This window comes from Micromonospora sp. DT81.3 (genome assembly GCF_049847225.1).
Classification (GTDB): Bacteria; Actinomycetota; Actinomycetes; order Actinomycetales; family Microbacteriaceae; genus Microbacterium.
Genome location: NZ_JBNCNY010000003.1, coordinates 146,182 through 170,552, shown reverse-complemented (window position 1 = coordinate 170,552; position 24,371 = coordinate 146,182). Strand labels below are relative to the sequence as shown.

22 protein-coding genes and 1 tRNA gene are annotated in these 24,371 nt (G+C 66.7%); 19 read left to right on the top strand and 4 right to left on the bottom strand.

The genetic code is table 11. From position 1 onward, the window contains the following. Window positions 1-4: 4 nt before the first annotated feature. The 5 genes from ACPW96_RS08555 to ACPW96_RS08535 all read left to right on the top strand — a co-directional run bounded on the left by ACPW96_RS08555 (window position 5) and on the right by ACPW96_RS08535 (window position 6,363). Complete coding sequence (locus ACPW96_RS08555; RefSeq protein ID WP_425882731.1) at window positions 5-1,555, top strand: MFS transporter; 1,551 nt, start codon at window positions 5-7, stop codon at window positions 1,553-1,555. A gap of 218 nt (window positions 1,556-1,773) precedes the next feature. Continuing rightward, entirely contained in the window at window positions 1,774-2,817 is a 1,044-nt protein-coding gene (locus ACPW96_RS08550) for a 3-isopropylmalate dehydrogenase (RefSeq protein ID WP_425882947.1), read from the top strand. 45 nt (window positions 2,818-2,862) lie between these two features. Next, window positions 2,863-3,963, top strand: a complete 1,101-nt coding sequence (locus tag ACPW96_RS08545; RefSeq protein WP_425882730.1) for a branched-chain amino acid aminotransferase — start codon at window positions 2,863-2,865, stop codon at window positions 3,961-3,963. A 171-nt stretch (window positions 3,964-4,134) separates the two neighbouring features. After that, entirely contained in the window at window positions 4,135-4,899 is a 765-nt protein-coding gene (locus tag ACPW96_RS08540) for a fumarylacetoacetate hydrolase family protein (RefSeq protein WP_425882729.1), read from the top strand. Between the two features lie 33 nt (window positions 4,900-4,932). Next, a complete protein-coding gene (locus ACPW96_RS08535; RefSeq protein WP_425882728.1) occupies window positions 4,933-6,363 on the top strand; it encodes an MFS transporter in 1,431 nt (476 codons plus the stop codon). On the opposite strand, the gene ACPW96_RS08530 is transcribed toward ACPW96_RS08535, so the two are convergent. Next, window positions 6,274-7,335: an aminotransferase class V-fold PLP-dependent enzyme gene (locus tag ACPW96_RS08530; protein ID WP_425882727.1), complete on the bottom strand. Its 1,062-nt coding sequence runs from the start codon at window positions 7,333-7,335 to the stop codon at window positions 6,274-6,276. The genes ACPW96_RS08535 and ACPW96_RS08530 overlap by 90 nt on opposite strands. Window positions 7,336-7,492: 157 nt before the next feature. Between ACPW96_RS08530 and ACPW96_RS08525 the strand changes: the two genes are divergently transcribed. The 9 genes from ACPW96_RS08525 to ACPW96_RS08485 all read left to right on the top strand — a co-directional run bounded on the left by ACPW96_RS08525 (window position 7,493) and on the right by ACPW96_RS08485 (window position 14,764). After that, window positions 7,493-7,855 carry a hypothetical protein gene (locus tag ACPW96_RS08525; protein WP_425820322.1) on the top strand — a complete coding sequence of 121 codons (363 nt, stop codon included), beginning with the start codon at window positions 7,493-7,495 and terminating at the stop codon, window positions 7,853-7,855. 103 nt (window positions 7,856-7,958) lie between these two features. Then, window positions 7,959-8,888, top strand: a complete 930-nt coding sequence (locus tag ACPW96_RS08520; RefSeq protein ID WP_425882726.1) for a LysR family transcriptional regulator — start codon at window positions 7,959-7,961, stop codon at window positions 8,886-8,888. 170 nt (window positions 8,889-9,058) lie between these two features. Next, a complete protein-coding gene (gltX, locus tag ACPW96_RS08515) occupies window positions 9,059-10,582 on the top strand; it encodes a glutamate--tRNA ligase (RefSeq protein WP_425882725.1) in 1,524 nt (507 codons plus the stop codon). 76 nt (window positions 10,583-10,658) lie between these two features. Next, window positions 10,659-10,730 (top strand) — tRNA-Gln (locus ACPW96_RS08510). Between the two features lie 196 nt (window positions 10,731-10,926). Next, entirely contained in the window at window positions 10,927-11,121 is a 195-nt protein-coding gene (locus ACPW96_RS08505; protein WP_425882724.1) for a helix-turn-helix domain-containing protein, read from the top strand. Continuing rightward, complete coding sequence (locus tag ACPW96_RS08500) at window positions 11,114-12,319, top strand: tyrosine-type recombinase/integrase (protein ID WP_425882723.1); 1,206 nt, start codon at window positions 11,114-11,116, stop codon at window positions 12,317-12,319. Before ACPW96_RS08505 ends, ACPW96_RS08500 begins: the two co-directional genes overlap by 8 nt. A gap of 196 nt (window positions 12,320-12,515) precedes the next feature. Further along, window positions 12,516-13,118 carry a hypothetical protein gene (locus ACPW96_RS08495; RefSeq protein ID WP_425882722.1) on the top strand — a complete coding sequence of 201 codons (603 nt, stop codon included), beginning with the start codon at window positions 12,516-12,518 and terminating at the stop codon, window positions 13,116-13,118. A gap of 144 nt (window positions 13,119-13,262) precedes the next feature. After that, the gene (locus tag ACPW96_RS08490; protein WP_425882721.1) at window positions 13,263-13,496 is read left to right on the top strand and encodes a helix-turn-helix transcriptional regulator; all 234 of its coding nucleotides are present in this window, start codon (window positions 13,263-13,265) and stop codon (window positions 13,494-13,496) included. Continuing rightward, window positions 13,493-14,764 carry a site-specific integrase gene (locus tag ACPW96_RS08485; protein WP_425882720.1) on the top strand — a complete coding sequence of 424 codons (1,272 nt, stop codon included), beginning with the start codon at window positions 13,493-13,495 and terminating at the stop codon, window positions 14,762-14,764. The genes ACPW96_RS08490 and ACPW96_RS08485 overlap by 4 nt, the downstream gene beginning before the upstream one ends. Window positions 14,765-14,767: 3 nt before the next feature. On the opposite strand, the gene ACPW96_RS08480 is transcribed toward ACPW96_RS08485, so the two are convergent. Then, a complete protein-coding gene (locus ACPW96_RS08480; protein WP_425882719.1) occupies window positions 14,768-15,061 on the bottom strand; it encodes a hypothetical protein in 294 nt (97 codons plus the stop codon). Between the two features lie 98 nt (window positions 15,062-15,159). Between ACPW96_RS08480 and ACPW96_RS08475 the strand changes: the two genes are divergently transcribed. The 5 genes from ACPW96_RS08475 (at window position 15,160) to ACPW96_RS08455 (ending at window position 22,877) form a co-directional block, all read left to right on the top strand. Then, the gene (locus ACPW96_RS08475; RefSeq protein WP_425882718.1) at window positions 15,160-15,435 is read left to right on the top strand and encodes a hypothetical protein; all 276 of its coding nucleotides are present in this window, start codon (window positions 15,160-15,162) and stop codon (window positions 15,433-15,435) included. Further along, a complete protein-coding gene (locus ACPW96_RS08470; protein WP_425882717.1) occupies window positions 15,428-16,396 on the top strand; it encodes a hypothetical protein in 969 nt (322 codons plus the stop codon). Before ACPW96_RS08475 ends, ACPW96_RS08470 begins: the two co-directional genes overlap by 8 nt. Before the next feature lie 400 nt (window positions 16,397-16,796). After that, on the top strand, window positions 16,797-17,243 hold the full coding sequence (locus ACPW96_RS08465; RefSeq protein WP_425882716.1) for a hypothetical protein: 447 nt from the start codon (window positions 16,797-16,799) through the stop codon (window positions 17,241-17,243). A 50-nt stretch (window positions 17,244-17,293) separates the two neighbouring features. Beyond that, on the top strand, window positions 17,294-19,516 hold the full coding sequence (locus ACPW96_RS08460) for a phospholipase D-like domain-containing protein (RefSeq protein ID WP_425882715.1): 2,223 nt from the start codon (window positions 17,294-17,296) through the stop codon (window positions 19,514-19,516). Window positions 19,517-19,901: 385 nt separating this feature from the next. Next, window positions 19,902-22,877 (top strand): hypothetical protein, encoded by a 2,976-nt coding sequence (locus tag ACPW96_RS08455; protein WP_425882714.1) that lies wholly within the window; start codon window positions 19,902-19,904, stop codon window positions 22,875-22,877. A gap of 442 nt (window positions 22,878-23,319) precedes the next feature. Here the strand turns inward: ACPW96_RS08455 and ACPW96_RS08450 are convergent, their stop codons facing one another. Together ACPW96_RS08450 and ACPW96_RS08445 are read right to left on the bottom strand one after the other, a co-directional pair. After that, a complete protein-coding gene (locus ACPW96_RS08450; RefSeq protein WP_425882713.1) occupies window positions 23,320-23,886 on the bottom strand; it encodes a hypothetical protein in 567 nt (188 codons plus the stop codon). Window positions 23,887-23,894: 8 nt separating this feature from the next. Further along, window positions 23,895-24,323 carry a single-stranded DNA-binding protein gene (locus ACPW96_RS08445; protein WP_425882712.1) on the bottom strand — a complete coding sequence of 143 codons (429 nt, stop codon included), beginning with the start codon at window positions 24,321-24,323 and terminating at the stop codon, window positions 23,895-23,897. Between the last annotated feature and the right edge of the window lie 48 nt (window positions 24,324-24,371).

Genomic DNA, 24,371 nt, shown 5'->3' with positions numbered 1-24,371 from the left:
GCGAATGACGGACACCATCACCCGCACGGCGGCCACCGCGACTCCGCGCGTCGGCTGGCGCGGCTGGGCTGCACTGGTCGTGCTGATGCTTCCGGTGCTGCTGGTCTCGGTCGACAACACGGTGCTGAGCTTCGCCCTGCCGCAGATCGCCCTTGACCTGGAGCCCACGGCCACGCAGCAGCTCTGGATCATCGACGCCTACCCGCTCGTGCTCGCGAGCCTGCTCGTCACGATGGGCACGCTCGGCGACCGCTTCGGGCGGCGGCGGATGCTGCTGATCGGTGCGACCGGCTTCGGCGTGGTCTCAGCCCTGGCGGCCTTCGCCCCGAGCGCCGAGTGGCTGATCGCGGCCCGGGCAGCCATGGGCGTGTTCGGGGCGATGCTGATGCCGTCGACCCTGTCGCTGCTGCGCAGCATCTTCACCAACCGGGATCAGCGCCGCATGGCGATCGCGGTCTGGGCGGCGGCCTTCTCGGCCGGCGCCGCGCTCGGACCGATCGTGGGCGGCATCCTGCTCGAGCACTTCGCATGGGGATCCGTGTTCCTGCTGGCCGTGCCGGTGCTCGTACCGCTGCTGATCCTCGTTCCGGTTCTCGTGCCCGAGAGCCGGGATCCTCATCCCGGCCGATTCGACCCGGTCAGCATCGCGCTCTCGCTCGGCACGATGGTGCCGATCGTGTACGCGATCAAGGAGTTCGCCGTGCACGGGGCGGAGAGCCCGCTGCCGCTCGTGCTCGCCGTCGCGGGAATCGCGTTCGGGGTGCTCTTCGTGCGCCGCCAGAATCGCCTCGAGACGCCCATGCTCGACATGAACCTGTTCCGCAGCGGTCCCTTCTCGGGCTCGGTGCTCGTGAACCTGCTGAGCGTGGTCGGCCTCGTCGGCTTCCTCTACTTCGTGGCGCAGCACCTGCAGCTCATCGTGGGGCTGTCGCCCCTCGAGGCCGGCCTGGCGCTCGTGCCGGGGCTGCTCGCGATGATCGTCGCCGGCATCGGCATCGTGCCGATCGCAAAGCGGGTTGCCCCGCGCGTCGTGGTTCCCGTGGCGCTGGTCTTCTCCGTCGTCGGCTATCTGCTGGTCGCAGTCAGCACGGACGCCGCCGCGCTGGGGCTGCTCGTCCTCGCGTTCGTCTCGCTGGGCATCGGCATCGGCGCGGCCGAGACGGTGTCGAACGAGCTGATCCTCGCCAGTGCCCCGCCCGCGAAGGCCGGCGCCGCGAGCGCCGTGTCGGAGACGGCGTACGAGCTCGGCGCCGTGCTGGGAACCACCATCCTCGGCGGCGTCCTCGCGGCGTTCTACCGCGCGAATCTGGCGCTGCCCGATGGATTTCCCACCGGTGCAGCGGATGCCGCGCGCGAGACGCTCGGGGGAGCGGTGGCGGCATCCGAGGGGCTCGAGGAGGCGCTGGGGCAGGCGCTGCGGGATGCGGCTGCGCACGCATTCGACGCCGGCGTCGGCGTGACGGCGCTCATCGGCGCGGGGCTCATCGTGGTCGCCGCGGTGATCGCTGCGCTGACCCTGGGCGGTCGCCCGAAGCAGACCGGCGCCCCGCACTGACGCGAGTCGACGCGCTGGCTTCAGCGTGCCGGCATCCGCCCCCTCTGCACCGCGGGCGCATGACTTCCCGTCCAACGCACGGAATCCCGCCCAACGCACGGCCCAGCGCGCCCGGAAGCCGTGCACTCGGCGGCATCCCGTGCACTCGGCGGCTTCGACCTCGCCGGTACGCTGGCAGGGACAGAAGGAGAGCGATGTCGCGCGCGCAGGAATCAGGGATCGTGAGGCTGGCCGTCATTCCCGGCGATGGGATCGGTCCCGAGGTGATCGCCGAGGCCGAGAGGGTTCTGGATGCCGCGACGGCGGGCTCCGGCATCCGCTTCGATAAGACCCGCTTCTCGCTGGGCGCGGGGCGGTATCTCGAGACCGGGGACACGCTCACCGACGATGACCTCGAGGCGATCAAAGGACACGACGCGATCCTGCTCGGCGCCGTCGGCGGAGTACCGGGCGACGTGCGGCTGAAGGACGCGAACATCGAGCGTGGCCTCCTGCTGAAGCTGCGCTTCGAGCTGGACCACTACGTCAACCTTCGTCCCTCGAAGCTCTACCCGGGTGCCGCGGGACCGCTCGCCGCGCCCGGTGAGATCGACTTCGTGGTCGTACGGGAGGGCACGGAGGGCCCGTACGTCGGCAACGGCGGATCGATCCGCAAGGGCACTTCGCACGAGGTCGCGAACGAGACATCCGTCAACACGGCCTACGGAATCGAGCGGGTCGTGCGTTACGCGTTCGATCTGGCGGAGCGCCGGCGCAAGACGCTCACGCTCGTGCACAAGACCAACGTGCTGGTGCACGCGGGCGGCATGTGGCAGCGCATCGTGAACGAGGTGGCGGGGGAGCACCCCGACGTGGCCGTAGACTATCTGCACGTCGACGCGGCGACCATCTTCCTGGTCACAAACCCGTCCCGCTTCGATGTCCTCGTCACCGACAACCTCTTCGGCGACATCCTGACAGACCTGGCCGGCGCCGTCACCGGTGGCATCGGTCTCGCCGCATCCGGGAACATCAACCCGGATGGCGCGTTCCCGTCGATGTTCGAGCCCGTCCACGGTTCGGCGCCCGACATCGCGGGGCAGCAGAAGGCCGACCCCACGGCCGCGATCCTCTCCATCTCGCTCCTGCTCGATCATCTCGGGCTGTCGGACGAAGCCGCCCGCGTGACCCGCGCGGCCGAGCAGGACATCGCGCAGAGGGACGGCACCGCCCGCACCACCGCACAGATCGGCGAAGCGATCGCCGAGCGACTGCGGGCGTAACCTGGACATCGCGGACCTCCACCCGCACCACACGCAGGAGCGCACATGACCCTTCTCGATTCCGACACAGGACTCGCCCCGCTCGAGTTCGCCGTCACCAAGAACCTCGCGGCGAAGTCGCCGGCTCAGCGAGACGAGATCCTCGCCAATCCGGGGTTCGGCACGAACTTCACCGACCACATGGTCGACATCTGCTGGTCGTCCCGCGGCGGATGGCACCGCCCGCGCGTGCAGCCGTACGGCCCGATCTCGCTCGACCCGGCCGCAGCCGTGCTGCACTACGGCCAGGAGATCTTCGAGGGGATCAAGGCCTACCGGCATCAGGACGGCTCGATCCACACCTTCCGGCCCGACCAGAACGGACGACGCCTGCAGCGCTCCGCGCGGCGCCTGGCTTTGCCGGAACTCCCGGTGGAGTACTTCATCCAGTCGCTGCGCGAGCTCGTGGCGGTGGACGGCGCCTGGGTCCCCTCGGGCGAGGACCAGAGCCTCTACCTGCGCCCCTTCATGTTCGCGAGGGAGGCGTTCCTCGGTGTGCGGCCAGCTCAGAAGGTCGCCTACTACGTGATCGCCAGCCCTGCGGGGGCCTACTTCCACGGCGGGGTGAACCCGGTCACGATCTGGCTGTCCGAGGACTACGCACGCGCCGGCAAGGGCGGCACCGGTGCGGCCAAGACCGGCGGCAACTACGCGGCGAGCCTGCTGCCGCAGTCGGAGGCGTACGAGCACGGCTGCGACCAGGTGGTGTTCCTGGACGGCGATGGCAACGTCGAGGAGCTCGGCGGGATGAACGTGATCTTCGTGATGAAGGACGGGACGCTGGTCACCCCGGAGTCGCCCAGCATCCTCGAGGGCATCACGCGCGACTCGATCCTGCAGTTGGCGCGCGACCGCGGGCACACCGTGCACGGGCGTTCCGTGTCGCTGGCTGAATGGCGCGAGGGCGTCGCCTCGGGCGACATCGTCGAGGTGTTCGCGTGCGGCACGGCCGCGGTGGTCACGCCGATCGGGACGCTCAAGGGCAAGGACTTCATCGACGAGCAGCCGACGGGCGAACTCGCCCTGTCGCTGCGCGAGGAGCTGACCGACATCCAGTACGGCCGCCGTGAGGACAAGCACGGCTGGCTTCTGAAGCTCGACGGTTAGCCTCTCGGGTCTTAACGCCGACCCGTCACCGCGAAACAGCACTTCGGCGCCGAGACATCGCCCATTGCGTGATGTCTCGGCGCCCCTGTGCTGTTTCGGTGCGCGCAGGGGGTTCGTCGGGCGGCGGGACGACCCCTGGGCCGTGTCCGTGGCCGTCGCTAGGCTGATCCGGTGAGAATCGCACGCTTCAGCCACCAGGACGCCATTCGCTACGGGATCGTGGATGACGGTGAACTCGTCGTGCTCGCGGGCGACCCGATGTTCGCCGGCTACGACACGACGGGCGAACGGGTGCCGCTGGCCGACGCGGTGCTGCTGGCCCCCGTCATCCCTCGGTCGAAGGTCGTTGCGGTGGGTCGCAACTACCGCGCGCACGCGGAGGAGCTCGGCAACGAGGTTCCCGCCGAGCCGATGCTCTTCTTCAAGCCCAACACCGCCGTCATCGGACCAGGCGATACGATCGTGCGACCGCCGCAGTCCAGCTTCACGTCGTTCGAGGGCGAGCTCGCCGTCGTCATCGGCTCCATAGCGAAGAACGTCAGTGCCGAGCGCGCCGACGAGGTGATCTTCGGCTACACGATCGCTAACGACATCACCGCCCGCGACCTGCAGAAGACCGACGGCCAGTGGGCCCGGGCGAAGGGCTTCGACACCTTCTGCCCGCTCGGGCCGGCGATCGAGACCGAGTTCGACGTCGCCGCGGCGACTCTCGAGACCCGCCTGAACGGCGAAGTGACACAGAGCGCTCCGCTGACCGACATGATCCACTCGGTCGCCGACATCATCGCCTATGCCTCGGCGGCCTTCACGCTGCTTCCTGGCGACGTCATCCTGACGGGCACGCCGTCCGGGGTCGGTCCGTTCCAGGCGGGCGACACGATCGAGGTCGAGATCAGCGGCCTCGGCATCCTCCGGAACGGCGCGCGCGATGCGTAGCGCAGCATCTCCCGCGCTGGCGCTCTGACGACCATGACCGACACGACGCTGGATGTCGCCGCCGTTCAGCGTCGCACCGTCTGGGTGCTCTCGGGCGGTCAGGTGCTCGGCGGTCTGGCCTTCGGAGCGACTGTTTCCCTCGGAGCGCTGCTGGCGGCGCGGATCTCCGGCGACGACTCCCTCTCGGGCCTCGCGACCGCGGCACTGACCCTCGGCTCGGCCGCTCTCGCGGTTCCGCTCGCGGCCCTCGCTCGCCGCCGGGGTCGTCGCGTGTCGCTGGCGGGCGGGATGCTGCTGGCCCTCACGGGCGTCGGGGTCGTCATCGTCGCCGCCGGGCTCTTCAGCTTCCCGCTGCTGCTCGTGGGCTTCGTGCTCATCGGCGCAGGGCAGGCGGCGAACCTCCAGTCCCGCTTCGCCGCCACCGATCTGGCGTCGGCGGCGACGCGCGGGCGCGACCTCTCCATCGTCGTCTGGGCGACGACGATCGGCGCCGTCCTCGGGCCGAACCTCGTGGGGCCCGGCGAAGCGATCGGGGCGGCCATCGGCATGCCGGTGCTCACGGGACCGTACGTCTTCGGCATCGCGGCCCAGATCGCCGCCGTGCTGCTCTACGTCATCTTCATGCGCCCCGACCCGCTCCTCCTCGCCGATCGCATCGCACGGCAGGAGCGTCTCGATCGCCCTGCCGCGGTGCAGAAGGCCGACCGTCCGTTCGTCGCGCGTTACGCGATCCTGGCCGTGTCGGCGAGTCACGGCGTCATGGTCTCGGTCATGGCTATGACGCCCGTGCACCTGCTGCATCACGGCGCCAGCCTGTCCATCGTGGGGCTGACGATCAGCATCCACGTCGCCGGCATGTTCGCCCTGTCGCCTGTGTTCGGCATCCTGGCCGACCGCGTCGGTCGATTCGCGACGATCCTGCTGGGACAGGCGCTGCTGCTCGCGGCGCTGGTGACTGCGTGGCTCGGCGCCGAGAGCACGACGGCCGTGACGGTCGCGCTCGGGCTGCTCGGGCTCGGGTGGAGTGCGGCGACCGTGGCAGGATCCGCGCTGCTGACCGAGGCCACGGCCGAACCCCTGCGCACCCGCCGCCAGGGCCGCAGCGACCTGACGATGAGCCTCGTCGGAGCATTCGGCGCAATCGTCGCGGGGCTGCTCCTGGGCTGGATCGGCTACGGCGGGCTCGCCGTCGTGGCGATCGGCGCCGTCGCCCTGGTCGTCGGCTTCACGCCCGTCGCGCGCGTCCGCGGGGCGGTCCAAGATGCGGACGCGTCCGTTGCGATTCCTGCGGTCCCGGGCGCGGCCGCGGCAGCCTCTGCGCCGGCAGCCACTTCTTCAGCGGACGCTGCGGCACCGGCCACTTCTGCCCGGACCTCAGCGGTGCAGAGCGGCGACGGCCAGCTCGACGTCCCGCTCGTCGTTGAAGACGTGGAACGCAACCCGCGCCCGCCCCGCCCGTCCTGACGCAACGATCCCGCCGACCGTGAGCCGGTCGAGGTCCCCACCGTCCGGGTCGTCCCACGTCACGATCGCGCTCGCGCGCGTCGGCTCGGGGATCCCGAGCTCCGCCCGCAACTGCGCCGCGAGCCGGGTCGTGTGCTCGTACACAGCGGCCGGATCGAGCGCTGCGAAGAGCTCGAGCGCCGGCTCGGCGCCCACGAACGCCTGCCAGGCAGGGGACACGTCGTAGCGCCGGGCGTCCTCGGCCAGGGTGGCACCTCCGCCGTAGCAGGCGGCCCACGGGTCATCGCCGGCGTACCAGCCGGCGTGGATGGGCCGCAGCTCCCAGCCCTCCGCGACAGTCAGGAACGCGACGCCTCGCGGCGCGCACAGCCACTTGTACGCGTGGCACACCGTCGCATCGAAGGCGGATGCCGACACCGGCAGCCACCCGACGGCCTGGGTCGTGTCGCAGAAGGTGCGGGCGCCGTGCCGGGCGACGCCGGCGACGATGGCCGCGGCATCCGCCACCTGCCCCGTCGCCGACTGCACGAGCGAGAACGCGACGAGGTCCGTAGCCTCGGTGATCGCTTCGGCGAGCCGGTCGAGTGGCACACTGCGCACGTGGATGCCTCGCCCGGCGTGCACGAAGGGCAGCACGATCGACGAGAAGTCGCCGTCCACGCAGAGGACCTCGGCGCCGTCCGGAAGCGACGCGGCGACGAGCCCCGCGAAGACCGAGGCCTGCGAGCCGATCGCCACTCGGCCCGGGTGCACACTCACGAGCCCCGCGTAGAGCTCTCGGCTCCGCTCGACGACAGCACAGTACTCCGCGATGTTCATGCGGCCGGCGGCTGCCGACTCGACGTCTGCGATGACCGCACGCCGCGTCGATGCCGGCGGCGGCCCGACGGTGCACGCGGCGAGATAGCCGGACTCGACCGCGAACGCGGCACGGCCCGAAGCGAGCGGGTCCAGGAGCTTCGCGGAGGTCATGGGTCCAGCATCCGTGTTGGCAACTCATCGGTCTACGGGCGGCTATCGATGCGTCATCGCTCGAATGCTTATGATTCCGGGTTGCGGGCACCGAGAAGGCGCGAACGGGCGGGCGCGTTCGCTGGAGGTCTGCGGCGAGCCCGCTATGGTCAGAGCCATGGCAGCAGAAGATCGTGATCAGATGCGTGGCGGCGTGCTCAGCAACGGTGGCAGTCCCGGACTGTGGGGAGCGCTGCTCGGGCTGATCGTCTTCGCCTTCATCGCCGTTCCGCTCTCTGCCGCCGTGAGGTATGCAACACATCCGGCATCACAGCAGCTGTTCGCCGGGCGACTTTCGGAGGCGACGACGGGGGGATACGTCGCGTTCTGGTGGATCGTCGCTCTCTTCCTCCTCGCGCTGCCGTTCCTCATCGGCTACGCCGTGGCCAACCTCTCCGGCCGAACGCTCGCGATCGTCGGCGCGGTCATCGTCTTCTTCTTCGTCGCCGTCCTGATCCTCGGTCAGCTCTTCGTCTTCTAGACCGCAGCGCTCGCTCCCGTCTGGCGGTGGGGCCGACCGCTACGAATCAACGGTTCACACCGGCAGACAGCCATAAATCAGCGCGTCCGCTTATGCTTCTGGCGTGCCCGATGATGAACTGCCGGATGTCGACCCCCTGACTCTGCGGGTGGTGAAGGCGATCGCCGACGAGGGGTCGGTGACGGCGGCCGCAGCGGCGCTCGGCTACAGCCAGTCGGCGCTCAGTCAGCACGTGCGCCGGGTCGAGGTCCGCCTCGGCGTGCCGCTCGTGGAGCGTGCCGGCAGGCGGCTGCGGCTGACGGAGGCCGGCCGCATCCTTGCTCGCCATGCCACGGCGGTGACGACGGCTCTGGATGCCGCGGCCGGCGAACTGGCCGAGTTGCAGGGTCTGCGCGCAGGGCGGGTTCGCCTCGCGGCCTTCCCCTCGGCGTCCCCGACGGTGCTGCCCCGGCTGATCCAGACTCTGCGCGACCGGCATCCCGGGCTTTCGCTCACCTACGTCGAGGCCGAGCCGCCGGAGGCCGTGCAGCTCGTGCGCGACGACAAGGTGGACCTCGCGCTCACCTTCAGCTACCCGGGGGACCTCGGCGATCCGCACCGCCGCAGCGCCCGGGGGCTGGCCACCCGACGGGTGGGTGCAGATGACGTGCTCGCCGTGCTGCCGGAAGGCCACGATCAGGCGCGCCGCGAGGCGGTGGACATCGGCGAGCTCTCCGCCGAGCCGTGGATCGCCGGCTGCCCCCGGTGTCGCGGCCACCTCGAACAGGTGTGCCGCACGGCCGGCTTCGACCCGGCGATCGCGTTCGAGACCGACAACTTCGTGGCCGTCGAGGGGCTGGTCGCCATGGGCATCGGCGTCGCGCTGCTCCCGCGCCTGGCGATCGACTCCTTTCCGGTGCTGGCGGGCGTCGTCGTGCGCCCCACCACCAACTCCGACGCCCGCACGATGCACCTCGTGTCGGCTCAGGGGGCGGCGCGCGTGCCCGCCGTGGCGGCGGCCGTTCGCGCGCTCCAGGAGTCCCTCGCCGGCTGAGCCCGTCGTGTGCACAATCGCGGGGGTGGCCGGCCGACTCACGGGATGAATGCAGCCGAGCGGGGCGCGCACCCGGGAGCAGATCCGGACCCCGACATCCGCCCCTGCGGCCGTATCGCCCCACCCGACCACCGTTCTGCTCCCGGATGCACAACTAGGCTTGAGGCGCCATGTCTGAGACCTCTCCCGCGAACGCCCACCCCACGACCACCGCGACCGGCGCCGATGTGCGGGTGCGATTCTGCCCGTCGCCGACCGGGCTGCCGCACGTCGGTCTCGTCCGTACGGCCCTCTTCAACTGGGCGTATGCGCGTCACACGGGCGGCAAGATGGTGTTCCGCATCGAAGACACGGATGCCGCGCGCGACAGCGAAGAGAGTTACCTGCAGCTGCTCGATGCACTGACGTGGCTCAACATCGACTGGGACGAGGGCGTCGAGGTCGGCGGCCCGCACGCCCCCTACCGTCAATCGCAGAGGCACCACCTGTACCGCGAGGTGCTCGAGAAGCTGATCGCCAGCGGCGCCGTCTACGAGAGCTACTCGAACCCCGAGGAGATCGACGCCCGCAACGAGGCGGCGGGGCGCGCGAAGCAGCTCGGGTACGACAACCACGACCGCACCCTCACGGACGAGCAGAAGGCGGCGTTCCGGGCGGAGGGACGCGAGCCGGCGCTGCGCCTCAAGGTGCCGGACGAGGACCTCAGCTTCACCGACCTCATCCGCGGCGACGTGACCTTCCCCGCCGGATCCTTCCCCGATTTCGTGATCTTCCGCGCCGGCGGGATCCCGCTCTACACCTTCGTGAACCCGGTGGATGACGCGCTCATGGGCATCACCCACGTGCTGCGGGGTGAGGACCTGATGCCCTCGACGGCCCGCCAGCTGGCGCTCTACCGGGCGTTGATCGATGCCGGCGTCACGACCTTCATTCCGCGCTTCGGCCACATGCCGCTCGTGCTCGGCGACGGCAACAAGAAGCTCTCCAAGCGCGACCCCCGCGCCGATCTGTTCCTGCAGCGGGAGCGCGGGTTCATTCCCGAGGGCCTGCTCAACTACCTCTCGCTGCTCGGGTGGTCGCTCAGCCACGACCGCGACGTGTTCTCGCTCGATGAGATGGTCGCCGCCTTCGACATCGCCGACGTCAACCCGAACCCGGCTCGCTTCGATCAGAAGAAAGCTGAGTCGATCAACGGCGATCACATCCGGATGCTGGAGCCCGACGACTTCGCGCGTCGAATCGTGCCGTACCTGGCTTCAGCCGCGGTCTTGGCCGACCCGCCGACCGCCACCGAATTCGCGCTGCTGACGAAGGCTGCGCCGCTCATCCAGGAGCGCCTCCCTCTGCTGGGCGACGCCCCCGGTCTGCTCGGCTTCCTCTTCACGAACGACATCGCGATCGAGGACGAGGCCCGCGCGTCGCTGCCCGAGAACGCGGGCGAAGTCCTGGTGGCGTCGGTCGGCGCGCTGGAACTGATTCCCGAGTCGGAGTTCACCGCGGCCGCCGTCCAGACGGCGTTGACGTCGGCGCTGATCGAGGGCCTCGGCCTGAAGCCGCGCGTCGCCTACGGTCCGCTGCGCGTCGCGATCAGCGGTCGCCGGGTCTCACCGCCGCTCTTCGAGTCGATGGAGCTGCTCGGCAAGCCCGAGTCGATCCGTCGGCTCGGCGCCCTCGTGGGGGAGACCAGCGCGTAGCGCGACCCCCTCGGTTTGGACGGCTCAGGGAACTGGTCTAGACTTGATCCTTGGCACGAGCTTCGGTTCGTGGCCTTGGGGTATGGTGTAATTGGCAACACGGAGGTTTCTGGTACCTTTGTTCTTGGTTCGAGTCCAGGTACCCCAGCAGTGAATTCCGCAGGATTCCGCCACAGAATCCCTACTCGTTTGAGCGCTCTTCGCTCGGTCTGAATCGCCCGGAGACCAGAAACGAGACCAAATACTCGCGCGAGTGTCTTCGCACAGTAGGTGCGTCCCGATTCCCACGCGGGCGCACGGTCACGTACGGGTTGCCCCGGAACAATCCGGCGCACCTTGTGTGCATGGACGCATCTACCCTCGGCACTGCCGGGTTCAAGACCCAGGCGGAGGTCGCCCAGATGCTCCAGGTGCCCGAGCGCACGTTGGAGGACTGGCGTCTCACGCACCATGGTCCGCCCTACCTGAAGCTCGGCCGGCACGTGCGGTACGACCCGGCTGACGTGTACGCCTGGGCCAGAGAGCACCGGCATGCCTAGGCCGCGGATCCCCGCCGGCGAGGTCGGCGCCGTGCAGATCACCAAGCTCGCCGACGGGCGGTATCGCGCCCGCGGGCGGATGCGCGACGACGCCGGGGAGCTGCACCAGCTGCGCGCCACCGCCGACACCAAGGACGGCGCCCTCGCCGAGCTGCGCCAGGCCGCCGCGCAGCTCACCAGCAACGGCGAGGGAGCGCTCACGGGGGCGAGCACGATCGCGGCGGCCGCGAACGCGTGGCTCGTGCACGTCACGGTGCGCGCGGACGCCGGAAGCCTGGCCTACTCGACGCTGGAGTCCTACGAGACGACAGTGCGACTGATCCTGAAGCCGGCGTGCGGCGGGATCGCGCTCGACCAGCTCACGGTGGGCCGTGCCGACCGGATCATCCAGGGCATCTTCCAGGGCGGCTCGCTCTCCAAGGCGCGCCGGGCGCGGGCCGTGCTCGGACTGATCTGCGGCTACGCCGTGCGCGACGACGCGATCCCGCGCAACCCGGTGCGCGACGTACAGCGACTGCCGATGCCGGAGAAGAAGACGTCGGTCCTCACCGCGGCACAGGTGAGCGCGATCCGCGACCTCATGCATGGCTGGCGCGCGGTCGGCGGCCCCGGCCCCCGGCCGAACTACAGCGCCCTGATCGACGGGATGGACATCATGCTGGGCACCTCCGCCCGCGTGGGGGAGTGCATCGGACTGCGACGCAAAGACGTCGACATGACCAGCAGCCCGCCGACGCTGCTGGTAGACGGCACGATCGTGCACACCAAGAAGCAGGGCCTGCACCGCAAGAACGCACCCAAACGCGCCCGGCAACGCCGTCGCGTCGCGCTGCCCGCGATGGCGGCCACCGCGGTCCGCAGCCGGCTCACCGTCGCCGGGCCGGGGGAGGAGGCGTACCTGTTTCCCACCAGCACCGGGCGGCCGATTAGCGTGAGCAACTACGAGCGACTGCTGCGTACGTTCGTCGAAGACAACCGGGCGGCGCTGATCGCGCTCGACGTGGACGTCGCGGAGTACAGCACGCATCTGTACCGACGCACAACGGCCACTCTCGTCGAGCGGGCGGCCGGGATCACCCTCGCTTCCCGCCTGCTCGGGCACGCGAACGAGCAGATCACCCGCGCGAGCTACGTCGTCTCCGCCGTCGAGGTTGACCCAATCACGATCGACATCCTCGACGACGTGCTCGGATCCTAACAGGCAAGGAAGGTGCGACATGCGAACGGGACGACCACCCCTCGAACTCGGCACACACGGCAAGATCACCACCCGCACCGTTGGCAGCGGTCACGCGTGTGCCATGGCGCGAATACGGCTGTGGGATGGGGATATTCTCCGGGTCACTGCCACGGCAAGTACGGCGTCGGATGCCCGAGTACTTCTGAAACTCCGGATGGCGGAGCGCCTGCGGTTGTCCGAGCTCGATGCCTGGCGATATCTCACGCCGGAAGACCCCTTCGACGAACTCGTGTACATGTGGCTCAATGACCTCGGATGGCTCTCGGATGCGAGCGAGGCTGCGTGCGAGTTGTGGCGGCGTATCGTTCGAACGCAGCTCACGCCGGCATTCGGCGATTTGACGATCGGTGAGATCACTGCGGAGCGGATCGAGCATCACTTGGCTATCCAGAGAGCCACGTCGGAGGGGGCCGCCGCCTACTCGCGCGAGGCGATCGAGTTGCTCCTGAACTTCGCGGTCGGCGAGGGCGTGATCATCTCAAACCCGATGGGATTCGCGGCGCGAGATGAGACACCCGGGCGTCTCGGCGATCTGGGCGCCCACAGGAACCTGGTTCGCGGACGAATAGCACTTCGTCGCGAAGACCCCTGCGCGAAGCCGGCCTCACACACGACTGAGGTCGTCGGAGCACAGCTGGGCGCCGTCACTACGGAGGCCGGGCGTGCGGAAGATGCCGAGCTGGGGCTGGCATCTTCCGAACCCGATGCAGGGGGTCAGGGGTTCGAGTCCCCTCAGGTCCACCAAAACTCCCGGTAAAGCACCAAATCTTCACTCCCTGATCAGGGAGCTTGAATGTTTGGTAGTCGTTTACTGGACACTTCGCCGGGTCGCCGCAGTGCGCTCTCGGACCTTCTCGAAGTATCTGGAAGGTACGCGGCAAGGCCCGCGCACCTTCGCTATATGGACGGTTTTGGCACCTCAGAGTCGGGACACGGGAACTACGTCTCGTTGGCCGAGCTTGCCGCCGAGCTGAAGGTTTCCGTCCAGACGATCTATGACCTGCGAAGCAAGGGCCGTGGACCCCGTGGATTCCGCGTCGGCACGCAGTTGCGATTTCGCAAGAGCGAGATCGACGCATGGGTCCACCGCATGGAGCTGGCCGACGAGCAGCGACACAGCGGGGGAGTGCTGTGAACGGGGGCCGGCCGCGCACCCTGATCGGCTCATACGGAACCATCAGCGTCAGCAGGCGCGGATCGTCGTACGTGGCGCTGGCGCGCATTCGTGATGCCGACGGGCGCCTGCGCAGAGTGACGGGCGCGGCACGTACGGAGTCGGCCGCTCGAGCCCGTTTGAAGGAGCGCCTCCTGGACAGGCCGGGCTTCGGCTCAGGAGGCCTGCTCGATCTCAGCAGCTCGTTCCGTGATCTCGCTGATCTGTGGCTCGAGGATCTGGAGATGCGCGAGCTGTCGGATGGGACGAAAAAGAACTACCGCGATGATCTCCGCCTCCGCGTGCGGCCGCAGTTCGAGCACTTCTCGCTCGGTGAGATCACCACGGGCCGCGTGGAGTGGTTCCTCCGCTCTGAGAGGGCCGCGTCGTTCTCTCGTGCGCACCACTCGCGGACGATTCTCAATCAGCTCTTCGGGTTTGCTCTCCGCCACGACGCGATCCCGAGGAATCCGGTGCAGGGAACGAGTCCTTTGCGCCGGCCGAGGGGCGAGCGCCAGGCGTTGACCGTCGAGCAGATCAGCGCGATCCGCGATGCCGCGGGTCGCTGGCGGACCGGCCCCGACGTCAAGGGTCCCAAGCCCGACGGGCAGGTGCGCGACATCATCGAGGTGCTCCTCGGAACCGCGCTGCGTATCGGTGAGTGTCTCGCGCTCCGCGTGTGCGATGTGGAGGACGGTCCCAGCGGGATGACGATCTCGGTGAAGGGGACGGTCGTGTTGCGCACAGGCAGCGGCGCCGTCCGTCAAGACCACCCGAAAACCGAGCACTCCATCCGCCGGATCGCGGTCCCCGACTTCGCTGCGGACGTCCTTCGAGCACGGGTCGCCGGCATCCTGACTGCCGACCCGGACCGGACCGTCTTCGCCAATCGTGCGGGCAAGCCACTGAGCCCGTTCAATGTGCGACGTACCTTCCGAGCGTTCCTCGAGCTGGCAGATCTCGCGGGGGAGGGGATCACGTTGCGCTGGTATCGGCGAACCGGTGCAACGGTCATCGCGCGCGGGGCGAGCGCCGACGCTGCCGCCACCTTCCTCGGCCACGGATCGACCGCGATCACAGAAGGACACTACATCGAGCCCGACCGGACGGTCGACCGAGGGCCGGCGAAGATTCTCGAACGTACGCTGCGCCCGGTGAATCCTGACTCTTCGCTGCTCTCGACCGAGGACGCCGAGTCGGACGACCCCGCTCTCGCCTTCCTTGACGAGGAAGATAGCGAGGCGGCATAGCGGCTACTCAAGCGACCCGCCTCGATCCTGCCTGCCCCAACTCGCGATCGGTCCGCCGCTCGGGCCGTGGGCCCGCAAGAACTCGCGGTGAGTGCGCTCGCACGCGAGGCGGAGGGTCGTTGACCATCCAATGACCTCACCACGGAAGCTGGCGCGGTAGCGGACTTCGGTGTCGTTCATCACCCGGCGGATCTCGATGGTGCCGTATGAGCGGCCTTGGGCGTCGATCATCTGCCAGGTTCCGGTTGGGTCCTCGTGCGCGGCGAGAATCGGATGCCAGTCCCGCTGTTCCTTCATCGGTCGTTCCCATCTCCGGCCGACGGATCGACGCTAGATGATGCGGCGGACATCCCGCCTATGCAACTCCGTGGGAGGCGTGCGCGCACCTTGATGGCATGACCGATCGAGACCACGCCGACGCCGTCCTCGAGCACGTGGCGGTGCTCGCGTTCCTCTACTACCCCGGCATCCAGGTCGATGACCCGACGTACCGCCTCGCCGAGGACAACGAATGGTGCATCGCGCGACTCGGCGACGTGTCCGATACCGAGCGAGAACGGATGCGAGCACTCATCGCGCGAGCGATCATCGACCCAACAGCAACGCGCGAAGAACTCTTCACGGCGCTCGCTGAACTCACCGGTGTGCACGCGGCGGGACACCATGCATGACGAGGCGCTCAACGAAGACGAACGTGCCGCGCGGCATGCAGCGCAGCGGCGGGCCTGGAACGATGCGCACCCGACGTACTACGCCGAGTATCGGGAGCGGAACCGGGAGTACATCCGGAAGACGGGCCGCGAGCGTGAGCGTCGGCGGGCGCAGCGCGAGCGAGACGAGAAGGCGCGTCGGGAGAAGGGTATCGAGCGGGCCAAAGAGTGGGCACGGCAGCATCCGGAGGAGCGCCAGCAGGCGCGCGAGCGATACAAGCAGAAGCACCCGGAGGCGTACAAGCAAGCCCAGCGCGACTACTACTACCGGAATCGTGACGCCATCGCCGAGCGCCGGCGGGCGCGAGAGGCTGCGGATCCGGAGAAGGCCAATGAGGCTCATCGTCGCACGGTCGCCCGCGCACGCGAAACCGGCCGTGTGTCCGAGTGGACACCCAGTCCATCTCAACAGGAGTCCTATCGGCAGCGAGAGAATGAAGCGCGGCGCCTTCACCGTCGTCGCGCTCGTGCCGGACTGCCCGACCGCCGACTTCACCAGGTGTTGGCTGCGGAGCGGCGTCAAAACGACGCCGCCGCGGAAGCGTTCTTCGCTCGGAAGCGCAGTCGGGAGGAGTTGGCTCAGATCAGGGAGCAGGACGTGCCGACCCCACCCGAGCTGGTGCAGGCATGGCAGCACCGTTCAGAGACCCGCCGAGCGGCCAGGGAAATCCTGGCGATAGCAGATGCGTACTTCATTGATCATGAGGTCGAGTTGCGGGCCCGCGTCGCGGAGGTCTCTCGGGCGCGCTTCCGGGCCGGTTTGCTCCCACTCGACGTCTACACCGAGCCGCGTCGCCGTGCTCTCGAACTAGCGAGCACCGGCTACCTTCACCGCACTGCGGTGTCTCCGACCTCATCTCTCGCAGCCTTCCAGTGGCTGACATCGGACCTTGCAAAGCGGGCAACCGACATCCTGCTTTGATCTCTTCGCCGTTCTCGACCTTGAGAACACTCGACGGAAGTGGAGATTGTCTCGCTCTCGACTGTGCCCAAGCCCTGGTCGTGGCTCGCGCACGAGACGCCACACGTCGGTGCCGTCTGGTGCCCGCCGGGTCGTACCGGTCAGCAGGATCAGTGAAGGGCGCCCATGTCACCGGGGCCGAGGTTGCCTAGGCCCGGTGTGTGCGGGCGAGGGTTTGTAGGAGAAGCCGACCCGTCTCTGCCGGGCAGAGATTCGGTGCCAGTTCGAGGGATTGAGGCGTGACGCCCGACAACATGGCTCTCTTGTGGGCGGTCGCTGCGTAGGAGGATGCTGGTGCCACATTTGCCAGTGGGCGGGAGTCGGCCGCCGTCGCCGACTGGCCGGTTCAGAAGGAGTCGGAATGCTCGCAGCGAAGACACTCGACTATGTATTCCGGCTCATTCAGTTGCGTCACCCGATTCAGCCCGGAGGGTGTGAGCGCCATCCGGTCGATACCAATACCGCCGACGAGCATGTCGATTCGCCACTTCCGGACTTCTTCAAGGCAGAAGCGACTGGCTTTGCCAAATTGGTGCGGACCGACTTCAATGTCGCGCCATCGCTGCGCCGCAACCCGGCGCCCGGTAACATCCGGACGGAGGAAGGCACTCCACCCGACGCCGATGACAACATGCACAGGCCGATTGCCAATGAGCTCGACAAATCGACTGGAACAGACCTAGGTGAAGTTCCTGTTGGCGACCCGTGGGAGCCGCGGCTCCCGATGCGCCAGCGTCATCCTCCGGTCGGAAAGCTGCCTACCACCAGGCGACGGAATGACACTGGCGTGCGGACGGGGCATGCCTAAGCCGGCGGCAAACCTATAGACGATTCGGCACAAGTGAACGCAGTTGGGCAATGACATACTTCATCGACTACCTTCCGGTCACATCAGGTAACGCGCTGCGACTCTACGTCGACGGTGAGGCATTCGGTAGTGATCTGCTGGCTGACCTGCAGGGTGCCCGTCGCTTCGTGTTCCTGACGGGGCTGCACTTTATGGCCGACTTTCGGCTCGTGCGCACCGGTTCGCCGCGCGATGCCGAGTCTGCGATCGGGCCCCTGCTGGCGAGCGCGGCCAAACGTGGTGTGATGGTCTATCTGCTGGTGAACCAATTCTGGACGGATGAGCAGCAGTTGAGCACCGCTCCGGTTAGGCGCCTGATAGCCAAAAAGGGCGAACTATTCGGGTATTTGCCTGAGACTTACAAGCTCTTCCAGATGTTGTCGGTGTACCCAACGGCGTACTGCCGCACCGATATACATGCCAACTCGGACGTCTTCGCCACCCACCACCAGAAGACCATCGTGATCGACGACCGAGTGGCCTACCTCGGCGGCCTGGACCTCACTTACCTCGACGGCGATCGGTGGGACACCCCGGCGCATGCCACACCCATGAACCAGCCCGCCACCCGGCGCGCGACCGACCGTACGCAAAAGTACTGGCACGACGTGCATCTGCGGGTTGAGGGCCCGGCCGTAGAGTTCGTCAGGGACAACTTCGTGCAGCGCTGGCGATGGGGCCATCTTCACCGCGTCCGTCCGCGACCCTCCGACCGGGGCTCTCCCGATGCTCGCACGCAGGACACCACTCGGTCGAACTACTTCGGTGAACTGATCGGTGTGCGAGATTTCAACCCACCTGTCCTGCCGACTTTCAACGCTTCGAGTTCGTTCACATATCCAGATCAAGTAGATAACCCTGTCCCGCAGCTCCAGATTGTCAGGTCTATGCCCAGGCCTGTCGGGTGGCTGTCGACTGAGCAGTGGGATCGTCGGCTGACGACTCCCGAACGTCGCCAGGCCGCGCAGTATGTCAAGCAGAAGCCGAAGTGGAACCTCTCGACGAACCCGTGGGAGCGGTCCGCGAAGGATGCGTACCTGATCGGCATCCGTTCCGCACGCAAGTACATCTATCTCGAAAACCAGTGGGTGGCAGACGAGCAGATCTGGGCCGAACTCGCGACCGCCGCAATGAACAATCGGAACAACCCCGACTTCCGGATCGTCCTGATGATGCCGCACGAAGGGCTCCTCGCAGCCGGCCTGGGCGCCAACCAGGAACTTGAGATAACGGATGAGATGCGCCTGGTGGAGGAGAATGCCGGGTCTGCCTTGAAGTTCGGCGTATACAGCCTGAATCCGAGGCGTGATGGTCAGGGACGCGTCGAGGGCCAGATTTATGTGCACTCCAAGATCCTCATCGTCGACGACGTTTGGGCGCTCATCGGCTCCGCGAATGCGGGCGGCACCTCTCTTGAAGGGGTCCGCGGGGGACGCGACCAACCAGACTCTGAGCTCGCAGCGATCATTCACGACCCCACCTTCGTGAGCCAGATGCGGCAGAAGCTGTGGACCGAACACCTCCAGGCCCCAGCCCAAGCCGCTTACGTCAGCCACGACGCCGACCTGTTCCGTGTCCGTGCCGAGACTCCGCGGTCCCGCGTCACCTTTGAACCCCGGTACGAACAAATGATCACTGAGGGGATCGTCGGTGGAGGCGCAGCCGCCCCTCATGAGGTGCTAGTGGATAGACGACGGTCCCGCATCGTGCCCAACTTCTTGGACCGGGGTGGTTACGGCGTCCCTCCGACCTTGGTGCGAGCGTCTTTCTCGGCCCATGTGGTACCCAATATTGATTCTGCGCGGACTCGCTTCGCCATTGCACACGGTATCGAGCCGCCGGCGGCAACTTGGCAGATCGCCTTCAAGGACCGCAGGCGGAACCTGCCGATTCAACTTTGGTACCGGTGGATCGTAGAGGTACCTTTTCAGCGCTTTCCGGATGGGACCGAAGTCCGCGGCGACCGTTATCTGATGCGAAGCCTGCCCGACGATAAGGCGGACGTGTTGCAGTACTCTCCGCACAGAACCGCATACATCGGCCGCGAGAGCGCGGAGCGAATCTGTCCGCCGCGCGGTCTAGTCTACGGACGAGTCTTGTGTCGCGTCGTCCCGACTTTCTTCCGGGTCACGCCGCCGCCCAAGGACGTCCGGGGCTCCGTGTTGCTTGAGTACAAGATCGCGTTCTTAAGCGAGGGGTATGCCCGTGACTATCATCCTGACTTCCGGCGATGATGGCGCATGGACTCACGTCCGCTCCGCCGGGCCGACAGCGTATGCCGGTCATCGTTATCCGCACGGTCCACCTGCTCATCGGCTGCCAAGACTGTCGAGTTCTAGACCCGATGCCCACCCCGACGCTGCCACAGTCCATTCCCAACCCACACGTCCATCGCAGCTTCCGCCGCGATCACGGACGAGGGTTCACTGGTGCTCGATCCGCCGCGCGAGCGCCGCGGCTTAGCTTGCGATACTTGGCGAATCTCGCATTCATCTGGCGCACTCCGTCAATCGGGACCGACCACGCGGACCGCATCGACCCGGCGAATTCGACTGCTAGACACGCGCACTTCCTGAGAGGAGCATGGAGGCGTCCACGCTGACGCGTAGGAGATAGGCGGTGAACGGCATGGCACTCCTGACCGATCGTTTCGGGTCGCCGATCATGAATCTGACTACGAAGCGACCCGCTGATCTCGAGCTGACCAGGAATTCGATCCATGTGGATCTGTCTGTTCCGGATGCAGTTCGCGCGGTAATGCGAGGGAAACACGTCACTCCCAATGAGGCGGCGAGGCTCCTGTGGAACACTCGAGCGGCCGCTTCGCTCGACGACTCACTTTCCGGCTGGGAGGCTGCCCCTGGGGTCAAACTGCTGAGCGGCGCCCTTGTGGAGCTGAAAGAAAAGAAGGGTGCTGGAAGACCGAAAGACCTCCCAGAACTTCAATCGTTAGCAGCTAAAGTTGCGGGGACGACTTGGCAGGCGATAGACGGAGAGCTCTCGAAAGGGGAAACGGCGACCTTCCTGAACGATCTAGTTCTGCTGTTTAAGTACGGGACGCCGAATCGACAAAGACCTCTCCGGCTTCTATCCGACCTCTATCGGCTCAGTCAGGCGCTCTTGGCCAACCCGGTCACGTGGAAGACGCGCGACGGTCTTTACCAACTGCTTGTCGCGCCACTTCGGGTGCCCCGTGTGTTCACAACTCCCGCCGCCGACCGCGGTGGCGCCGGACCCAGCGTGGTCGATGGAGGGTTGCAACTCGACTTTGACCTCTCCACCCCACGTGCCGTGAGCGCATTGCAAACGCTGACTGGGCAACTCGCGGAGTTGCAGCGACTGTCCGATGCACTCAAGGTCGCTCAGGCAGCGGAAGATGTCGCCCCCGATAGCGGCCTCCTAGATCGACTGATGGATGTCTTCTCGTTAGGGCGGCAATTCTCTCAAACCGCATTGCGCGCTCAGATCGAGAACCTTCGGGCGGACATCGCACGCGACAGCGGGGACGCCCCACATGGAAAGCGCTTCGTCCGCGTAGCCGTGGGAGGGTTTCCAATCATCATCGACGTGAACGAATCCAGGGTGCTCGATGTCCGCGCAAGGAAGGCTGCTGCCGCGCGCCTGTCTCATCTGCTGCCGAAATCACTCCTCGACCAGCTGGCCAGCCTCAACTTCGATGTGGGCGATCTGTTATGCCTGGACGATCTAGTCCGAGACTCCCCGCGGTCCCCGAGCTACCTAAGGCCCGCTGGCAGGAGCGACTTGCTGGTGGTTCGTCAAACAACGACAGGGTACCGGCGGGCCGAGATCGCGTACGTGGAGAACGTGCTTGTTGGCGAGAAGCGGACCCGCGAGCACACCTCACGAGTGCTCAGCCGAGAGGAGTTCTTCACCGGTGCCGAGACAGAGGTTGAGGAGACCCGGGATCTACAAGTGACGGACAGTGCCGACCTGAGCACAGAAGTCAAGAACGTGGTAAAGGAGGACCTGAACGCAAGAGGGACTGTCGTAGTGACCAGTCGAGGCCCCACGGTGGATGTGTCTGCGACAGCAGAACTGAAGCACGACTCATCCAGGGAGGAGACTGCAGAATCGGTCGAGAAGTACGCACGCGAGACCGTTGATCGCGCCGTCGAGCGAACGCTTACCCGGACAAAGCAGGAAGCGCGTCGCCTCTTCGAGCAAGAGACGGTTGAGATGAACACCCATGTCTTGGATGGGAAGGGTGAACCAGACCACATTCGGGGGGTGTATCAGTATCTCGAGCGGGTGAGCAGAGCGAGGATCTATCGTTATGGCGAGCGGGAGCTCTACGACGTCCTCGTGCCCGATCCGTCGGCGCTGACATGGGCGCTGGCGGCGAATCGGAGCGATCTGGGCGTCTCGGTGCTTCCTCCGAATGAGGAGGCGTTCGCGCAACTGTCAGTGGACAATATCCACCTCCACCTTGAACGCGTAATTCGTGACCTCCGAATTCACGACATCCCACCGTTGCCAGCGGAGGAATCAGCGGTAGACCTGCCGATCTCCATCACAAGTGGGAACGCGCAGGTTGTTCAGAAGGAGCTGAGAATACCTGACGGCTACCAGGCGACCCGCGCAGACTACAACGTCGCGGTCGAAGTCGAGAGTGAGGACCCGAATGCAACTAACGGCAGCGTAGTCGTAGCAGATGAGGTGCGCCCGTTCCGAGAGGAGCCTCAGAATCAGCCGTTGATAGTCGGGTCAATTGTCTTCGCAACTCCGATACCTGGACCGACGATCATGGCCGGGCTGCAGATCGACAACTACAACACGGTGCTTGGCAACATCCACATCACACTCCAGCTGACCTCGGCCGCACGCCGCCGATGGGCGGTCGACGCCTACTCTCGGGTAGTCGCGCGGTACGAGCAGCAACGCCGCGATTACGAGCAGGCCATTCGTGAGGCGCAGGCATTCGTGGCTGATCCGGTTCAACTGCCTGTCGGATCGCGTGCGCGACTCGAGCGGATAACTCGGACGGAGATGCAGCGTGGCGCAATCGACATTATGCGCAACGCCCCGGTGAACTACGACAACATGACGGAATTTCCCTTTACCCAACCCGACGGGAGCCTGTCCGACGAGACACATCCGGTCGCCGACCTGCCCTCGCTGACCGTCGCGCGCCAGGAGGTCCAGTTCCTTCAGCAGGCCTTTGAGTGGGAGCACTTATCGTGGGTCCTATATCCCTACTTCTGGGGTGAACGCAGCGGCTGGCGGAGAAAGGCAACCATCACGCATCCAGACCCGGATTTCGATGCGTTTCTAAACGCCGGCGCGGCACGGGTGCAGATCCCGGTCCGGCCAGGATTCGAGGCGTTGGTACGGCACTACATGGAGACCCTCGAGGTCTATGGCGGTGACGGTTTGCCTCAGATGGGGGACGATGGGTATTTGCCGTTCATCGATGAGCAGGCGGTGAGTCTGGGAGAACCGGGTGCGGAAGTCCCGTGGCCGCCTGATCGTCCACGGGAGTGGGACGTTGTCTGCCCGACACCGCTCGTGCTCCTACGGCCAATTGCCGAACCCACGCTGCCCGCTTGGAAACCGGCTGATGGCTCCGAGGTCTAGCGCTCCGTGTCGCCGGGAGGTGGGCGAAAACCCTGGACCGAGTCAATTGGCGATTCCCTTCTCCCTCGGCTCCTACTACTCCTTGGCCTGGGGACCTGATCAGGTGACCGCGGCTTTCCGACGCCCGATGGAACAGATGAGCAGGGCGGCGCTGCGAAGCGGTGGCTGAGCGCCCGCACGCCGGTCCGCCGGCGTGCGAGCTTGAGCGATGAACAGGACCCGTCATGCGGTATTCGTGCGGGCCTCGACCCACAATGCAAACTTCGATCGCATGACCAGCACGCGGGCTGGCGCGGTCATCCCCAGCCAAACGGGCCAGTATTCGCAAACTCCACCCGAGTCGGCTCACGGGTGATGATTCGACCCGGCGGGCTCAGTCAAAAGAAGTGCCCATCAGGACACCTAACTGACGATCCCCGGCGGAACCTCCAACTCCCCACGGCTATCTCGCGTCGGCGGCTTCCGCCATGAATGCGTCCTCGACAGCGCGACGGCGCACGACGTCTTCGACGACGAATCTGCGGAAGTCGGCTGCCCGGTCCTGGATCGCCGTCTCCTCGACTGACGGCGCCGTATCCTCTCCGGGCCACGCGGTCTGACGCGTCGCCCTGTCGCGGTCGAGACGTGAGCCGCAGGCAGCGACCCAGTCGTGCAGGCGTTCGCGGGCCTCGGCGAAGTCGCGGTGCCAGCCGAGGGGAGCGGAGCCATGCTGTTCCTCGTCGTAGGCGCAGAGCCAGTGCAGGTGTAGGGCCGAGAGTTCCCAGACCAGTTCGGAGTGGCGATGCCACAGCGGCGGGATGATCGACGGTCCGAGACCGTAGGTGCGTCGTAGCCAGTTGACCCACCTGTCGAGCTCGACCCACTCGAATGCCGCTCGGTCCGAGGTGAGCACGTTCCAGTTCACCGGGCGGGGAACGCTCGGCAGGCCATCCGCCTCGGCTTCCGGGCCGTCCGGCGTCGGGGGCTCAAACTCGTAACCGGGGAAATGCAGGGGCTCATCGGCGGTCATCAGACGCCTCAGATGGCCACTGGCCTGACGGCGGGCTTTGCGGTCGATGGGGCGGATGCGGGCACCGGCGGAAGGGCGTTGCGTCGGCGTTGCAGGGTGTAGTTCGTGCGCGCTGAGTCGTGGCCGAGGCGCTTCGCGACGAACTCCTCGGTCTCGACCGATTCGCCGTCGCGTTCCCGCGTCGAGTTGTGCGTGTATCCCTCGGCGATGAAGACGTCGCCCTTGTTGAACATCGCGTAGGCCCGCTCCGCGTTCCGCCGGAACATGACGAGGTCGTGGTAGGTGGTCTCGGTCTGGGTGAAGGTTCCGTCTTCGTTGCGTTCGAAGTGCTCCTGCCCGATGCGCACCCAGAAGCGTGCTTCGCCTTTCGCGTTGAATGCGAGTTGAGGCTGCGACGCGATAAACCCGGAGAGAGATTGCTGGGTGTGGATAGTCATCGGATGCTCCTCTCAGGGCCGCAGGTCGGCCATCTCCTGATAGGTGCG

Coding starts and splice junctions, on each gene's coding strand:
- ACPW96_RS08555 (WP_425882731.1), top strand. CDS start 5: ATGACGGACACCATCACCCGCACGGCGGCCACCGCGACTCCGCGCGTC.
- ACPW96_RS08545 (WP_425882730.1), top strand. CDS start 2,863: ATGACCCTTCTCGATTCCGACACAGGACTCGCCCCGCTCGAGTTCGCC.
- ACPW96_RS08535 (WP_425882728.1), top strand. CDS start 4,933: ATGACCGACACGACGCTGGATGTCGCCGCCGTTCAGCGTCGCACCGTC.
- ACPW96_RS08530 (WP_425882727.1), bottom strand. CDS start 7,335: ATGACCTCCGCGAAGCTCCTGGACCCGCTCGCTTCGGGCCGTGCCGCG.
- ACPW96_RS08525 (WP_425820322.1), top strand. CDS start 7,493: ATGGCAGCAGAAGATCGTGATCAGATGCGTGGCGGCGTGCTCAGCAAC.
- gltX (WP_425882725.1), top strand. CDS start 9,059: ATGTCTGAGACCTCTCCCGCGAACGCCCACCCCACGACCACCGCGACC.
- ACPW96_RS08505 (WP_425882724.1), top strand. CDS start 10,927: ATGGACGCATCTACCCTCGGCACTGCCGGGTTCAAGACCCAGGCGGAG.
- ACPW96_RS08500 (WP_425882723.1), top strand. CDS start 11,114: ATGCCTAGGCCGCGGATCCCCGCCGGCGAGGTCGGCGCCGTGCAGATC.
- ACPW96_RS08495 (WP_425882722.1), top strand. CDS start 12,516: ATGGCGGAGCGCCTGCGGTTGTCCGAGCTCGATGCCTGGCGATATCTC.
- ACPW96_RS08490 (WP_425882721.1), top strand. CDS start 13,263: ATGGACGGTTTTGGCACCTCAGAGTCGGGACACGGGAACTACGTCTCG.
- ACPW96_RS08480 (WP_425882719.1), bottom strand. CDS start 15,061: ATGAAGGAACAGCGGGACTGGCATCCGATTCTCGCCGCGCACGAGGAC.
- ACPW96_RS08475 (WP_425882718.1), top strand. CDS start 15,160: ATGACCGATCGAGACCACGCCGACGCCGTCCTCGAGCACGTGGCGGTG.
- ACPW96_RS08470 (WP_425882717.1), top strand. CDS start 15,428: ATGCATGACGAGGCGCTCAACGAAGACGAACGTGCCGCGCGGCATGCA.
- ACPW96_RS08465 (WP_425882716.1), top strand. CDS start 16,797: ATGCTCGCAGCGAAGACACTCGACTATGTATTCCGGCTCATTCAGTTG.
- ACPW96_RS08460 (WP_425882715.1), top strand. CDS start 17,294: ATGACATACTTCATCGACTACCTTCCGGTCACATCAGGTAACGCGCTG.
- ACPW96_RS08450 (WP_425882713.1), bottom strand. CDS start 23,886: ATGACCGCCGATGAGCCCCTGCATTTCCCCGGTTACGAGTTTGAGCCC.
- ACPW96_RS08445 (WP_425882712.1), bottom strand. CDS start 24,323: ATGACTATCCACACCCAGCAATCTCTCTCCGGGTTTATCGCGTCGCAG.